This is a genomic window from Streptomyces hyderabadensis (assembly GCF_020404845.1).
GTDB classification, from domain to species: domain Bacteria; phylum Actinomycetota; class Actinomycetes; order Streptomycetales; family Streptomycetaceae; genus Streptomyces; species Streptomyces hyderabadensis.
Genome location: NZ_JAIOJZ010000004.1, coordinates 154,659 through 169,034, shown reverse-complemented (window position 1 = coordinate 169,034; position 14,376 = coordinate 154,659). Strand labels below are relative to the sequence as shown.

Annotated in this window: 7 protein-coding genes; 3 read left to right on the top strand and 4 right to left on the bottom strand. The window is 72.9% G+C overall.

Features of this window, described 5'->3' with window-relative positions; translation table 11 throughout:
* Positions 1–86 precede the first annotated feature (86 nt).
* Together K7854_RS05570 and fxsT are read left to right on the top strand one after the other, a co-directional pair.
* Positions 87–1,409, top strand: coding sequence for a CHAT domain-containing protein (locus K7854_RS05570; RefSeq protein WP_226025219.1), 1,323 nt, complete (start codon positions 87–89; stop codon positions 1,407–1,409).
* Entirely contained in the window at positions 1,406–4,852 is a 3,447-nt protein-coding gene (fxsT, locus tag K7854_RS05565; protein ID WP_226025218.1) for an FxSxx-COOH system tetratricopeptide repeat protein, read from the top strand. The genes K7854_RS05570 and fxsT overlap by 4 nt, the downstream gene beginning before the upstream one ends.
* A gap of 98 nt (positions 4,853–4,950) precedes the next feature.
* Here fxsT and K7854_RS05560 read toward each other — a convergent pair whose 3' ends face one another.
* The 4 genes from K7854_RS05560 to K7854_RS05545 form a co-directional block, all read right to left on the bottom strand.
* Positions 4,951–8,775, bottom strand: coding sequence for a multifunctional oxoglutarate decarboxylase/oxoglutarate dehydrogenase thiamine pyrophosphate-binding subunit/dihydrolipoyllysine-residue succinyltransferase subunit (locus K7854_RS05560; protein WP_226025217.1), 3,825 nt, complete (start codon positions 8,773–8,775; stop codon positions 4,951–4,953).
* Between the two features lie 280 nt (positions 8,776–9,055).
* Positions 9,056–10,180, bottom strand: coding sequence for a sensor histidine kinase (locus K7854_RS05555; RefSeq protein WP_127893198.1), 1,125 nt, complete (start codon positions 10,178–10,180; stop codon positions 9,056–9,058).
* The gene (locus K7854_RS05550) at positions 10,177–10,911 is read right to left on the bottom strand and encodes a response regulator transcription factor (protein ID WP_003973686.1); all 735 of its coding nucleotides are present in this window, start codon (positions 10,909–10,911) and stop codon (positions 10,177–10,179) included. The genes K7854_RS05555 and K7854_RS05550 overlap by 4 nt, the downstream gene beginning before the upstream one ends.
* A gap of 113 nt (positions 10,912–11,024) precedes the next feature.
* Positions 11,025–11,723 (bottom strand): spermidine synthase family protein, encoded by a 699-nt coding sequence (locus K7854_RS05545; protein WP_226025216.1) that lies wholly within the window; start codon positions 11,721–11,723, stop codon positions 11,025–11,027.
* Between the two features lie 179 nt (positions 11,724–11,902).
* On the opposite strand from K7854_RS05545, the gene lon reads away from it, so the two are divergent.
* Positions 11,903–14,326, top strand: coding sequence for an endopeptidase La (lon, locus tag K7854_RS05540; protein WP_226025215.1), 2,424 nt, complete (start codon positions 11,903–11,905; stop codon positions 14,324–14,326).
* Positions 14,327–14,376 lie beyond the last annotated feature (50 nt).

Here is a 14,376-nt window from a genome sequence, read left to right as displayed (position 1 = left end):
GTACGGTGACCTGCCGTACGTCCTGGCCGACCGGCTGGGGGCGATCGTCGTCGACGGTCGCAACGGGTCCGGGGCGGAGGCCGCCGGTGGGTGAGCCGCGCCGCGGGTCCCGCGGACTCCCCGGCAACGGCACCGCCGCGCTCCGTGCGGCCCTGCCGGGACTGAAGGCCGTGACCCGCCGTCCCGCCGCCTCGGTGCTGAACCTGCGCCGGGCGCAGGAGCCGCCCGCCGGGCTCGGCGGCACCGACGGCCGGCCCGGCGACCGCCTGGAGGACGGCTTCGCCGTGCTGCGCGTCCTGCGCGCCGACGGGGCCGACGGACTGCCGGGCTACCGGCTGCAGGGCTGGTGCGGAGACCTGTCGGTGAACTGCGCGGCCGGACCCACCCGCCGCCCCGCTCCCGCCGTCAGCCTCGCCCGGCTCCGGCAGGACGGCGAGGCGCACTACCCCTCGGAGGTGCTGCGGGGCATTCTCCTGTGGTCGGAGAACCAGCACGAACTCGCCCGCTGGATCAACCGGATCCGCGCCCGGCACGGCGACGACCTGCACCTGGTCGTGTGGGACGACACCGGGTACGACCTGCCCTGGGAGCTGCTCCTGCTCCCCGGGGACGCCGGTCTGGGCCTGGCGGGCGGCCCGCTGGGCGCGTTGATCGCCGTCGCCCGCTGGACCACCGTGCGCGATCTGAGCCAGGGCGGCCTGCCCGCCGAGACCGGCGACTGCCACGGCCGGGTGCTCGGCTACCTCCACCAGGACATGGCGGACGACGGCCGCCTCTTCACCTCGTACGCGCACCGGCTGCACCGGAGCATGACCCCCTTCCTCAGCGACCTCGACACCCAGGACGACCGCACCGGACTGGTCTACCTGGGCTGCCACGGCACCTACGGCGACACCGTGCCGGGCCTCACGCTCGGCGACCGCACCTGGGCCGAACTGAACGGCGAGCCGATGTCGGCGCTGCGCCGGGACGCCTCGCTGGTCTGCCTCAACGCCTGCGACTCCGGCCGGTTCGTCGACAACCGGGCCCAGGGGGAGGAGGCGTTGCGCGGGTTCGCGGAGCTGTTCCTGCGCAAGGGCGCGGGCGGCTGCATCGTCAGCTCCGGGAAGGTCGGTGACCTGGAGGCCCGGGCGATGGCGCGGCGCCTGGTGCGCGAGGTCGCCGAGCACCCGCGCCACCCGGTGGTGCGGACGCTGCGGGCCTTCCGGGTGCGGGCGCTGGAGGAGTTCGGGTCCCTGGCCAGGATGCCGAGGGTCCGCAACGATGACGGACAGGTCGACGTCGTGGGCCAGAAACGGGTCCTGCGGCTCCTGTACGCGTTCATGTTCCACTACTACGGGCATCCGAGGACGGCGCTGCGGCTCACCGCGGTGGACGCGCTCGGCACCGAGGGGGGAGGCGGCCGGTGAGCGCCGCCGGACAGCCGTCCGGGCAACCGCCGCTGCTGATCGAGCCCGTCGTCGCATGGCCCCGGCAGGCGGAGGCCGGGGGCGACTACCTCGTCACCGTCGATCTGCGCGGCCCCCTGCCCGCCCCGGACGGCACACCGGCCCAGTGGCCCTACCCCGAGGAGGAGTTCACCTTCACCGTCACCCTGGACGGCACCCCGCACTTCGACTGCGCCGCCCTGGGCGAACCGAACGTCGTCCTGCACCGCTTCGGCGGCACCTACGGTCCCGCGCGGTTCCGGGTCTCCGCGGGCACCGACCCCGGCCCCGCCGCGCTGTGGCTGACCGTCAGCAACCAGTGGGGCGTACCGGTCCGCACGGCGGAGCTGAGCAGCGAGATACGCACGGCCGGCGCCGACACGGCGGGACCGGCCCCGGGCGGACCCACGCCGCCGTCCGTCCCGCGCACGCCCCTGCCGCACCGGCCCCCGGCCACCGTGCGCCCCGACCCGGACCGGCAGACGGTCACGATCAGCTTCGCCGGTCTCGACCGGGCCTGGGCGGCCTGGATCGGGGACCGGCTGGAGCGGCGCGGGGTGCGGGTGGCGCCGCTGCGCCGGGGCTCTGCGGCGGAGGTGCCCCCGGCGGCCCTGCTGCGCGACCTGACCCTCGCGCCCGGGCGCGCCCTGCTCGTCCTGAACACCCCCTACTTCGGCCACGGCACCCATCCGCCCGAGCAGTGGAACGCCGCCCTGCGCGAGGTCGTCGCCCCCGACCCGGACCGGTTCGCGGCCGTGTCGGTCACCGGGGACCCGCTCCCCGCGGAGGCCTCCCTGCTGGCGCCCGCCGCCCTGCACGGCCTGCGGGCCGAGGAGGCCGAGCGGCGCCTGCTGGACCGGCTCGGCCTGCCGTCCGAGCCGCTGGCCGAGGACCCGGAGCGGGCCCGGACCGGGCCGCGGTTCCCGGCGGACACACCCCAGGTGTGGGGCGCCGTACCGCGCCGCAACACCCGGTTCACCGGCCGCGAGGCCCTGCTGGACGAGGTGCACGACCTGCTCGGCGGTCCGGGCCCGGGGACGCTGACGCTGCACGGCATGTCCGGGGTGGGCAAGACACAGCTCGCCGCCGAGTACGCGCACCGGCTCGGCCCCGAGTACGACGTGGTGTGGTGGGTCGACGCGCGGGACCGGGCCGGCTGCCGCCGCCAGCTGGCCGAACTCGCCCCCCGGCTGGGCCTCAGGACCGGCCAGGAGTACGGGGAACGGCTGCGCGCGGTGCGGGACGCGCTCGGCCGCGGCGAGCCGTACTCCCGGTGGCTGCTGGTCCTGGACGGTGCCGACGAGCCCGGAGAGATCGAGAGCCTGGTGCCCACGGGCCCGGGGCATGTCCTGGTCACCTCGCGGAACCCGGAGTGGGGCGGCCACGGCAGCGGGCTGCTGGAAGTGCCCGTGTACAGCCGTGACGAGTCGATCGCCTTCATCCGCAGCCGCGCGCACGGCCCGACCCGGGCCGAGGCCGGCCGGCTCGCCGAGGCCCTGGGCGACCTGCCGCTGCTGCTCGCCCAGACGGTGGGCTGGCTGAACGACTCGGACCGCTCGGTGGACGAGTACCTGGCCCTGCTGGCGGACGGCGACGGCACCGAGGGCGACGCGCGGAGCGCGGCGGAGGACTTCCCGCCGGCCTTCGGGACGGCCTGGTCGATCCTGCTGGCCGAGCTGCGCGAGAGGGCCCCGGAGTCCGTCGTCCTGCTCCGGCTGTGCACCTTCTTCGCCCCCGGCCTGGTCCCGGTCCACCTGCTGCGGAGCATGCCGCCCGACGGCCTGCCCGGCTCCGTGGCCGGACTGCTGACCGACCCCCGGCGGTGGGAGCGGGCCGTCGGCCACCTGCGGCGGCACTCGGTCGTCCGGGTGGAGCCGGACCCGGAGCAGCCGGAGCGCGAGAGCCTGTACGTGCACCGGGCCGTCCACCAGATGGCGCACAAGGCGATGCCGGAAGAGGTCCGGCGCGACCTCGTCGACGTCGTACGGCGGGCGCTGGCGGCGGCGGACCGCGGCCGGCCCTCGGCCCCCGAACAGTGGCCCAGATATGCCGAGATCGTGCCGCACCTCAAGTACGCCGACGTCCTCGCCACCACCGACGAGGCCGTGCAGACGCTGGTCCTGGACTGCCTGCGCTACCTGTACCTGTCGGGCGAGTACGGGGCGGGCGTCCGGCTCGGCGGCCACGCCACCCGGATCTGGCGGGCGCTCCTCGGCGACCAGCACCCCCTCGTCTGGGAGCTGACCCACCACTACGCCAACCTGCTGCGCGCGGCCGGCGACTTCCACCGGACGATGGAGATCGAACGGGCGGCCGTCCGGCAGCTGAGCGAGCAGCGCGGGGAGCGCGACCCCGTCCTGCTGCGGGCGCTCGGCGGACTGGCCGCGGACCTGCGCGGCCTCGGGCACTACGCGGAGGCGCTGGAGATCTCCCGGCGGGTGCACGGCGCGTACCGCGAACTCCTCGGCGACCAGGACACCCGCACCCTGAACGCACGGAACAACGTGGGCGTCTCGCTGCGGCTGCTGGGCCGCTACCAGGACGCCCTGGACGTCGACCTGCCCACCCTGCGGGATCGCCGCCGGGTGCTGGGCGACCGGCACCCGTGGACGCTGGGTTCGGAGACCACCTGCGCGGTCGACCTCAGGCTGCTCGGCCGCCACGAGGAGGCCGTGTCGCGGCAGGACGCCAACTGGCGGAAGGCCCGCGCGGCGCTGGGCGCCCACAGCAGGCAGACCCTGCTCGCCGCGCACAACCTCGCCCTGTGCCGCTACGCCGTGGGCGACACCGACGAGGCGGCGCACCACGCCGGCCAGGCACTGGAGCTGGCGGAGCGGGTGCTCGGCGACAGCGACCCGCTGGTGCTGATGCTCCTGGCGAGCCGGAGCTGCCTCGCCCGGGAGCACGGCGACCTCGGCCTGGCCCGTGCGCTGAGCGAGCGCGTCGTCGGCCGCTACGAGGAGACGCTCACCGCCGGCCACCCCTACGCCGCGGGCGCCCGCGCCAACCACGCCCTGCTGCTGCACCGGGCGGGCGAGGGGGAGGGCGCCCCGGCCCTCGCCGACGCCGCGCTGGCCGACATGACCGACGCCGTCGGTCCCGACCACCCCTGGACGCTGGGCTGCGCGCTCAACGCGGCGATGCTGCACGGGGACGCCGGAGACACGGACCGGGCCCTCACCCTGAGCCGGGACACGGCCGGCACGGCGGCGCGGGTCCTCGGTCCCGCCCATCCCTTCACGCTGTCCGCGGACGTGGCCCTCGCGGCCGGACTGCGCGGGTACGGGCCGCGCGAGCAGGCCGACGCGGTCGAGCGGCGGGCCTTGGAGGGACTGGCCGCCGTGCTCGGCCCCCGGCACCCGCGCACCCTCTCGGCCCGCGCCCGGCAGCGCCCGTTCTGGGACTTCGAACCCCAGCGGACCTGACCGGCACCCGCGGGCGCCGCAACGCCGAAGGGCCCGGCCCCGGAGTGTTCCGGAACCGGGCCCCGCACGGCGCGGCGGCCGTGGGCGGCGTCAGTGGCTCAGGCCTCGAAGACCTCGCGCACCAGCTGCTCCTGCTCGGCCTGGTGGCGCTTGGCGGAACCGACGGCCGGGGACGAGCTGTGCGGCCGCGAGATGCGGCGCAGGCGCTCGCCGTGCGGGACGTCGGCGCCGACCGCCAGGTCCAGGTGGTCGATCAGGTTGAGCGCGATGAACGGCCAGGCACCCTGGTTCGCCGGCTCCTCCTGGGCCCACAGGTACTTCTCGGCGTTCGGGTACTTGGCGATCTCCGCCTGCAGCTCGGCACCCGGCAGCGGGTACAGGCGCTCGATGCGGATGATCGCCGTGTCCGTCAGACCGCGCTTCTTCCGCTCGGCGTCCAGGTCGTAGTAGACCTTGCCGGCCGTGAAGACGACCTTCTTGACGGCGGCCGGGTCGACCGAGTCGTCGCCGATGACCGGGCGGAACTGGCCCGTCGTGAACTCCTCCGCCTTCGAGGCCGCCGCCTTCAGGCGCAGCATCGACTTCGGGGTGAAGACCACCAGCGGCTTGTGGTGCGGGTTGTGCACCTGCCACCGCAGGAGGTGGAAGTAGTTCGACGGCAGGGTCGGCATCGCGACCGTCATGTTGTTCTGCGCGCACAGCTGCAGGAAGCGCTCGGGGCGGGCCGAGGAGTGGTCCGGTCCCTGGCCCTCGTAGCCGTGCGGCAGGAGCAGGGTGACGCCGGAGGTCTGGTTCCACTTCTGCTCGGCCGAGGAGATGAACTCGTCCACGACCGTCTGCGCGCCGTTGACGAAGTCGCCGAACTGCGCTTCCCACATCACCAGCGCGTCCGGGCGGGCCAGCGAGTAGCCGTACTCGAAGCCCATCACCGCGTACTCGGAGAGCAGCGAGTTGTAGACGTTGTACCGGGCCTGGTCCTCGGACAGGTACAGCAGCGGGGTGAACTCGTCGCCGGTCTCCCGGTCGATGACGACCGCGTGGCGCTGGCCGAAGGTGCCGCGCTGCGAGTCCTGGCCGGTGAGGCGGACCGGCACGCCCTCCAGGAGGAGGGAGCCGACGGCGAGGGTCTCGCCCATGCCCCAGTCGATCGTGCCGTCCTCGACCATCGCCGCGCGGCGCTGCAGCTGCGGCAGCAGGCGCGGGTGGATGGTGACGTGGTCGGGGATGTTGACCTGGGACTCGGCGATGCGCTTGACGGTCTCGGCGCTGACCGCGGTGTTCACGGCGACCGGGAACTCGGCCTGCGGGTCCGAGGGCTCGGCGGCCGACGGCTGCGAGACGGCCTCGCGGACCTCGGTGAAGACCTTCTCCAGCTGGCCCTGGTAGTCCTGGAGCGCCTGCTCGGCCTCCTCCAGGGTGATGTCGCCGCGACCGATGAGGGACTCGGTGTAGAGCTTGCGCACCGAGCGCTTCTTGTCGATCAGGTCGTACATCAGCGGCTGGGTGAAGGCCGGGTTGTCCGACTCGTTGTGACCGCGGCGGCGGTAGCAGATGAGGTCGATCACCACGTCCTTGTTGAACGCCTGGCGGAACTCGAAGGCCAGCCGGGCGACGCGGACGACGGCCTCGGGGTCGTCGCCGTTCACGTGGAAGATCGGGGCCTCGATCATGCGGGCCACGTCGGTGGCGTACATGGACGAGCGGGAGGACTCCGGGGCGGCGGTGAAGCCGACCTGGTTGTTGATGACGACGTGGACCGTGCCGCCGGTGCGGTAGCCGCGCAGCTGCGACATGTTCAGGGTCTCGGCCACCACGCCCTGGCCCGCGAAGGCCGCGTCGCCGTGGATCGCCACCGGCAGGACGGTGAAGTCCGTGCCGCCCTTGTTGATGATGTCCTGCTTGGCGCGCGAGACGCCCTCCAGGACCGGGTCCACCGCTTCCAGGTGCGAGGGGTTGGCGACCAGCGAGACCTTGATCTGCTCGCCGTCCAGGCCGGTGAAGGTGCCCTCGGCGCCCAGGTGGTACTTCACGTCGCCGGAGCCGTGCATCGACTTCGGGTCGAGGTTGCCCTCGAACTCGCGGAAGATCTGCGCGTACGACTTGCCGACCACGTTGGCCAGCACGTTCAGCCGGCCGCGGTGGGCCATGCCGATGACGACCTCGTCCAGGCGGGACTCGGCCGCCGAGTCGATGACCGCGTCGAGCAGCGGGATGACGGACTCGCCGCCCTCCAGGGAGAACCGCTTCTGGCCGACGTACTTGGTCTGCAGGAAGGTCTCGAAGGCCTCGGCCGCGTTGAGCCGGCGCAGGATGCGCAGCTGCTCCTCGCGCTCCGGCTTGGTGTGCGAGCGCTCGATGCGGTCCTGGATCCACTTGCGCTGCTTGGGGTCCTGGATGTGCATGAACTCGACGCCGGTGGTGCGGCAGTACGAGTCGCGCAGCACGCCGAGGATGTCGCGCAGCTTCATCAGGGACTTGCCGGCGAAGCCGCCGACCGCGAACTCGCGCTCCAGGTCCCACAGGGTGAGCCCGTGCTCGGTGATGTCCAGGTCGGGGTGCTTGCGCTGCTGGTACTCCAGCGGGTCGGTGTCGGCCATGACGTGGCCGCGGACCCGGTAGGAGTGGATCAGCTCGAAGACCCGGGCGGCCTTGGTGACGTCGTCGTCGTGGCTGGCGTCGATGTCCTTGAGCCAGCGGACCGGCTCGTAGGGGATGCGCAGCGCCTTGAAGATCTCGTCGTAGAAGCCGTTCTCGCCGAGCAGCAGGTTGGCGACCTGGCGCAGGAACTCGCCGGAGGCGGCGCCCTGGATGACCCGGTGGTCGTAGGTCGACGTGAGCGTCATGACCTTCGAGATGCCGAGCTTGTTCAGGGTGTCCTGGCTGGTGCCCTGGAACTCCGCCGGGTAGTCCATGGAGCCGACGCCCAGGATGACCGACTGGCCGGGCATCAGGCGCGGCACGGAGTGGACGGTGCCGAGGCCGCCGGGGTTGGTCAGGGAGACCGTGACGCCGGTGAAGTCGTCCATCGTCAGCTTGTTGTCGCGGGCGCGGCGGACGATGTCCTCGTAGGCCTGCCAGAACTCGAAGAAGTTCAGCGTCTCGGCCTTCTTGATCGCCGCGACGACCAGCTGGCGGTCGCCGTTGGGCTTGACCAGGTCGATGGCGAGGCCGAGGTTGATGTGGGCCGGCTTGACCAGGGTCGGCTTGCCGTCCTTCTCGCCGAACGAGTGGTTCATCGACGGCATGGCCTTGATGGCCTGCACCATCGCGTAGCCGATCAGGTGCGTGAAGGAGATCTTCCCGCCCCGGGCACGCTTGAGGTGGTTGTTGATGACGATGCGGTTGTCGAACAGCAGCTTCACCGGGACCGCGCGCACGGACGTGGCCGTGGGCAGCTCCAGCGAAGCGTTCATGTTCTTCGCGACCGCGGCGGCCGGGCCGCGCAGGGTCACCAGCTCGGGGCCCTCGGGGGCGGCGTCGGCGTCCTTGGCGGGCGCGGCGGCCTTCGCCTGCGGCTTGGCGGCGGGCTTGGCCGGCGCGGGCGCGGCCGCGGGCTTGGCGGCCGGAGCGGCGGGGGCGGCAGCGGCGGGCTGCGCGGCCGGCTTCGCGGGCGCCGGGGCGGCCGCCTTCGGCTGGGCGGGGGCGGAGGCCTGCGCCGGCGCGGCGGGCGCGGCCTGCGGCGTGCTGCCGGAGTCCGTGGTCACGGCGCCGGACGCGGGCTGGGCCGCCGCTCCGGGCTTGTAGTCGGCGAAGAAGTCCCACCAGGCTCGGTCCACGGAGTTCGGGTCCTGGAGGTACTGCTGATAGATCTCGTCGACGAGCCACTCATTGGCACCGAACGCGGCCGCGGGGTTCTTTCCCGCGGTGCCCGCTTGGTCGGTTTCGGTCGAGATGCTCGAGTTACTGGGGGACTGTGGCGACACGGCGAGAACCGCCCTCTTCCGCTTCACAAGATGGTGGACAGCGGGAATCAAGGCTACGCCTACCGGCCCCGGAAGGTCAGTCTGGGCCCGTTCATCGTCGCGTAAGTCACATCGCAGACCGCGTTTCGGCGCTGGAAATGGCGGGAAACAAGCGAGGTTCTGCTGCGTGCGGGATCGGGAGACCGGGACCCGGCGCCTCGAAAACGCGGGCCCGTGCCTGATCACACGTGTCCGCCAGCGCGGATGCAGTGGATCTTGACGCTCCGCTTCGAACCCTACGTCAACCGGACGTCGACGGCAGGCCCGGAAGAGTGATGAGGATGCGGCAGCCCCGCTCGGATTCGGCCACTCCGATCCGGCCGCCGTGCAGATCCACCGCCCAGCGCGCGATCGCGAGGCCCAGACCGGTGCCGCCGTCACTGCCCGGACCGTGCGGCCGCGACACCGAACCCCGGTTGAACCGCTCGAACACCCGGCGCCACTCCGAGCGCGGAATGCCGGGCCCCTCGTCGAGCACCTCCAGCTCCAGGGACTCGGGCAGCTCCCCGCGCCGGGCCCGGACCGTCACCCGGCCGTGCGGCGGGCTGTGCTTGACGGCGTTGTCGATGAGGTTGGCGACGACCTGGTGGATGCGCTCGGGGTCGGCGTGCGCGGTCAGCTCCGGCGGGAAGACGTCCAGCGCCAGGTGCACGTCGGTGCGGGTGTGGCTGCCGGAGCCGGAGGCGATGCCCGCGCGCGCGGAGGCGACCATGTTGGCCTCCTTCAGCACGCCCGACAGATAGGGCCACACCTCGAAGCGCCGCTTGCGCAGCGGTATCACGCCGTTGTCCAGGCGGGAGAGGTCCAGCAGCGTCTCCACCAGCCGGCCCAGCCGCTCGGTCTGTCCGAGCGCCGTGCGCATGGTCTCCGGGTCGGCCTCGGTGACGCCGTCGACGATGTTCTCCAGCACCGCGCGCAGGCCCGCGATCGGGGTGCGCAGCTCGTGCGAGACGTTCGCCACCAGCTCCTTGCGCTGGAGGTCCTGGGCCTCCAGGTCGTCGGCCATGCGGTTGATCGTGACGGCCAGGTCGCCCAGCTCGTCGCGGCGGTTCTCGCGCACCCGGCGGGTGTAGTCGCCGTGCGAGATGGACCGGGCCACCGCGTTCATCTCGTCCAGCGGCGCGGTCAGCGAGTGCGCCACGAACTGCGTGATCAGCAGCGTCGCGATCATCGAGAAGACCGTGATGAAGCGCAGCTCGGTCTTGGTGTGCACGGCTATCACCGACAGGCCGGTGGTGATCAGCACCGACGTGACGACCAGCGCGCCCAGCTTGGTCTTGATCGAGAACGGGCGTACGCCGCCCCAGGGCTCCCCGGAGTTTCGAGGGCCGGGGCTCCTCCGTGCGGCTTCCCGTCCTCGGCTCATGGCGTCGGCGTCTCCAGGGCGTAGCCCACGCCGTGCACGGTGCGGATGCGCTCGGCGCCGATCTTGCGGCGCAGCGCCTTGATGTGGCTGTCCACGGTCCGGGTGCCGGAGGCGTCCGCCCAGTCCCACACCTCGGCGAGCAGCTGCTCGCGGGAGAGCACCGCGCGCGGCGTGTTCGCCAGGCAGACCAGCAGGTCGAACTCGGTCGGCGTGAGGTGGACGTCCTCGCTGCGCACCCGCACCCGGCGCTGCGCGTGGTCGATCTCCAGTTCGCCCAGGCGCAGGATGCCGCTGCGCGGCGTGGAGGCGGCCACCACGGCCCGCTCCACCCGCCGCAGCAGCACGTGCACGCGGGCGGCCAGCTCGCGCATCGAGAACGGCTTGGTCATGTAGTCGTCGGCGCCCACGCCGAGGCCGACCAGCATGTCCGTCTCGTCGTCGCGCGCGGTGAGCATCAGCACCGGCACCGGCCGCTGGGCCTGCACGCGGCGGCAGACCTCCAGACCGTCGAAGCCGGGCAGCATGATGTCGAGGATCAGCAGGTCGGGCTGCCATGCCTCGGCCGTGTCGACGGCGGACGGACCGTCGCCCGCCGTTTGCACCAGGAACCCCTCGGCGCGCAGACGGGTCGCGATGGCGTCCACGATCGTCTGATCGTCCTCGACCACCAGGACCCGGCGCTGGGCGCCCTGGGTGGCCGTGCCGTTGTGGGAGGTCTGTGTCTGCTCCATCGCCCGCCCCTGAGGTGTGCTTTCCGGAATCCGTGGGGTGATCCCATGACTGCGCTTGACGCTTGAATGATCCGCGTCAGGGCAGCAGCGTACGGGGAGTCACCGCGCCTTTGCTATCCAGGCCCGACGCCGATGTGCACGACGTCCGGAACGCCCCGGGCAACGGGGATCTCTTCGGTACGCACCTGTTGGAAACCGGCATTACGCAAGGTTTCTTCGAATTCCGGAGAGGGCTGCGCGGACCATACGGCGAGCACCCCGCCGGGCCTCAACAGCCGTGCGCAGCCCGCCAGTCCGGACGGCGCGTACAGCCCGTCGTTGCCCTCGGTGACGGTCCAGCCGGGGCCGTTGTCGATGTCCAGGCACAGGGCGTCGTACGTGTCGGATGTCTCATTGACGTACTCGACGAGGTCCGCCTCGACGATCTGCGCGCGGGGATCGGCGAGGGCGTCGGCGGAGAGCGCGGCCAGGGGGCCGCGGCGGTGCCAGTCGATGATGGCGGGCTCGCGTTCGACGACCGCGATCCGGCCCCAGCGGGGGTCGGCGGCCGCGTGTGCGAGGGAGAAGCCGACGCCGAGTCCGCCGATGAGCAGGTGCGGCGCGGTCCGCCCGCCGGAGGCGGCCAGCGCGTCGGCCGCCGCGTCGACCAGGCGCCGCTCCGAACGGCCGTCGGAGGTGTCCATCAGGAAGCAGCCGTTCGCGATGATCTGCAGCAACGTCCCGTGCCGGCGCAGGACCACCTCGCCGTACGGACCCTCGCGGCGGTCCAGCACCTCGGGGGCCTCGGGGGTGTCGTGGGTAGTGAGGGGCATCGGCCCATCCTGGCATCGCCCGGCCGGCGGAATGCGGACCGGTGCGACGGTGCTGTCCCGCAAGAGGCGCGGGGCGCCCTCCGGACTTGATCGCTCACAGCGAACAGGGCTTGGGGAACAATCCCGGGCTCCCTTTCATTGAGTCGATGTAACTCAACTTGACTGCCGAAGGGGAGATCATGGCTGCTGAGTCCGCCGCCTTCACACCGCTCACCCTGCCCGTGCTGCCGCTCGACGACGAAGTGGTCCTGCCCGGAATGGTCGTCCCCCTGGACCTGAGCGACGCCGAGGTACGGGCCGCGGTGGAGGCCGCCCAGGCCGCCGCCAGGTCCGAACCCGGCAAGCCCCGCGTCCTGCTCGTCCCGCGGATCGACGGCACCCACGCCGCCACCGGCGTGCTCGGCACGGTCGAGCAGGTCGGCCGCCTGGCCGACGGCGACCCCGGCGCCCTGATCCGCGGCCGCGGCCGGGTGCGCATCGGCGCCGGCACCACCGGCCCCGGCGCCGCGCTCTGGGTCGAGGGAACCCGCGTCGACGAGACCGTCCCCGACCCGCTGCCCGGCCAGGTCGCCGAGCTGGTGAAGGAGTACAAGGCGCTCGCCACCGCCTGGCTGCGCAAGCGCGGCGCCTGGCAGGTCGTCGACCGGGTCCAGGCCATCGACGACGTGTCCGCGCTCGCCGACAACTCCGGCTACTCGCCGTTCCTGACCACCGAGCAGAAGGTCGCCCTGCTGGAGACCACCGACCCGGTGGCCCGGCTCAAGCTCGCCACCCAGCAGCTGCGCGACCACCTCGCCGAGCAGGACGTCGCCGAGACCATCGCCAAGGATGTCCAGGAGGGCGTCGACAAGCAGCAGCGGGAGTTCCTGCTGCGCCGCCAGCTCGAAGCCGTCCGCAAGGAGCTGCGCGAGATCAACGGCGAGCAGGAGGGCGAGGAGTCCGACGACTACCGCGCCCGCGTGGAGGCCGCCGACCTGCCCGAGAAGGTCCGCGAGGCCGCGCTCAAGGAGGTCGACAAGCTGGAGCGCTCCTCCGACCAGTCGCCCGAGGGCTCCTGGATCCGCACCTGGCTCGACACGGTCCTGGAGATGCCGTGGAGCGAGCGCACCGAGGACGCCTACGACATCCGGGGCGCCCAGGCGGTGCTGGACGCCGAGCACGCGGGGCTTCAGGACGTGAAGGAGCGCATCACCGAGTACCTGGCCGTGCGCAAGCGGCGCGGCGACCGGGGCCTCGGCGTGGTCGGCGGCCGGCGCGGCGGTGCCGTGCTCGCCCTGGTCGGCCCGCCCGGCGTCGGCAAGACCAGCCTCGGCGAGTCCGTCGCCCACGCGATGGGCCGCAAGTTCGTCCGCGTCGCCCTCGGCGGCGTCCGCGACGAGGCCGAGATCCGCGGCCACCGGCGCACGTACGTCGGCGCGCTGCCCGGCCGGATCGTGCGGGCGATCAAGGAGGCGGGGTCCATGAACCCGGTCGTCCTGCTCGACGAGATCGACAAGGTGGGCTCCGACTTCCGGGGCGACCCGGCCGCGGCCCTGCTGGAGGTCCTCGACCCGGCCCAGAACCACACCTTCCGGGACCACTACCTGGAGGTCGAGCTGGACCTGTCCGACGTGGTCTTCCTCGCCACCGCCAACGTCCTGGAGGCCATCCCGGAGGCCCTGCTCGACCGCATGGAGCTGGTCCGCCTCGACGGCTACACCGAGGACGAGAAGGTCGTCATCGCCCGTGACCACCTGCTCCCGCGCCAGCTGGAGCGGGCCGGGCTGGACGCCGACGAGGTCACGGTCGACGAGGGCGCGCTGCGCAAGCTGGCCGGCGAGTACACCCGCGAGGCGGGCGTGCGCACCCTGGAGCGGTCCATCGCGCGGCTGCTGCGCAAGGTGGCGGCCCAGCACGAACTGGGCGAGCGGAAGCTGCCCTTCACGGTCACCGAGGCCGACCTGCGCGCACTGATCGGGCGGCCGCACCACGTGCCCGAGTCCGCCCAGGATCCGGCCGAGCGGCGCACCGCGGTGCCCGGTGTGGCCACCGGCCTCGCGGTCACCGGCGCGGGCGGCGACGTGCTGTACGTCGAGGCGTCGCTGGCCGACCCGGAGACCGGCGCGGCGGGTCTGACCCTGACCGGTCAGCTGGGCGACGTGATGAAGGAGTCGGCGCAGATCGCGCTGAGCTTCCTGCGCAGCCACGGCGCCGAGCTGGAACTGCCGGTGGGCGACCTCAAGGACCGGGGAGCGCACATCCACTTCCCGGCGGGCGCGGTCCCCAAGGACGGTCCGAGCGCCGGCGTCACCATGACCACGGCCCTCGCCTCGCTGCTCTCGGGCCGGCTGGTGCGCACCGACGTGGCGATGACCGGCGAGGTCTCGCTGACCGGGCGGGTGCTGCCGATCGGCGGGGTCAAGCAGAAGCTGCTCGCGGCGCACCGGGCGGGGATCACCACGGTGATCATCCCCAAGCGCAACGAGCCCGACCTGGACGACGTCCCGGCGGAGGTGCTGGACAGGCTCGACGTCCACGCCGTCACCGACGTCCGCCAGGTGCTGGAACTGGCGCTCGCACCGGCGACCAACGGTGCGGAGCGTGAGGTTCCGGTCGCGGCGTGACGGACGCGGCCGGATGAGGAAAGGGGACGGCCCGGACTCCGTGCGGAGTC

Bases quoted from the DNA above. Each gene is read 5' to 3' on its own strand.
- K7854_RS05555 (WP_127893198.1), bottom strand. From the start codon at position 10,180: ATGAGCCGAGGACGGGAAGCCGCACGGAGGAGCCCCGGCCCTCGAAAC.
- lon (WP_226025215.1), top strand. From the start codon at position 11,903: ATGGCTGCTGAGTCCGCCGCCTTCACACCGCTCACCCTGCCCGTGCTG.
- K7854_RS05550 (WP_003973686.1), bottom strand. From the start codon at position 10,911: ATGGAGCAGACACAGACCTCCCACAACGGCACGGCCACCCAGGGCGCC.
- K7854_RS05545 (WP_226025216.1), bottom strand. From the start codon at position 11,723: ATGCCCCTCACTACCCACGACACCCCCGAGGCCCCCGAGGTGCTGGAC.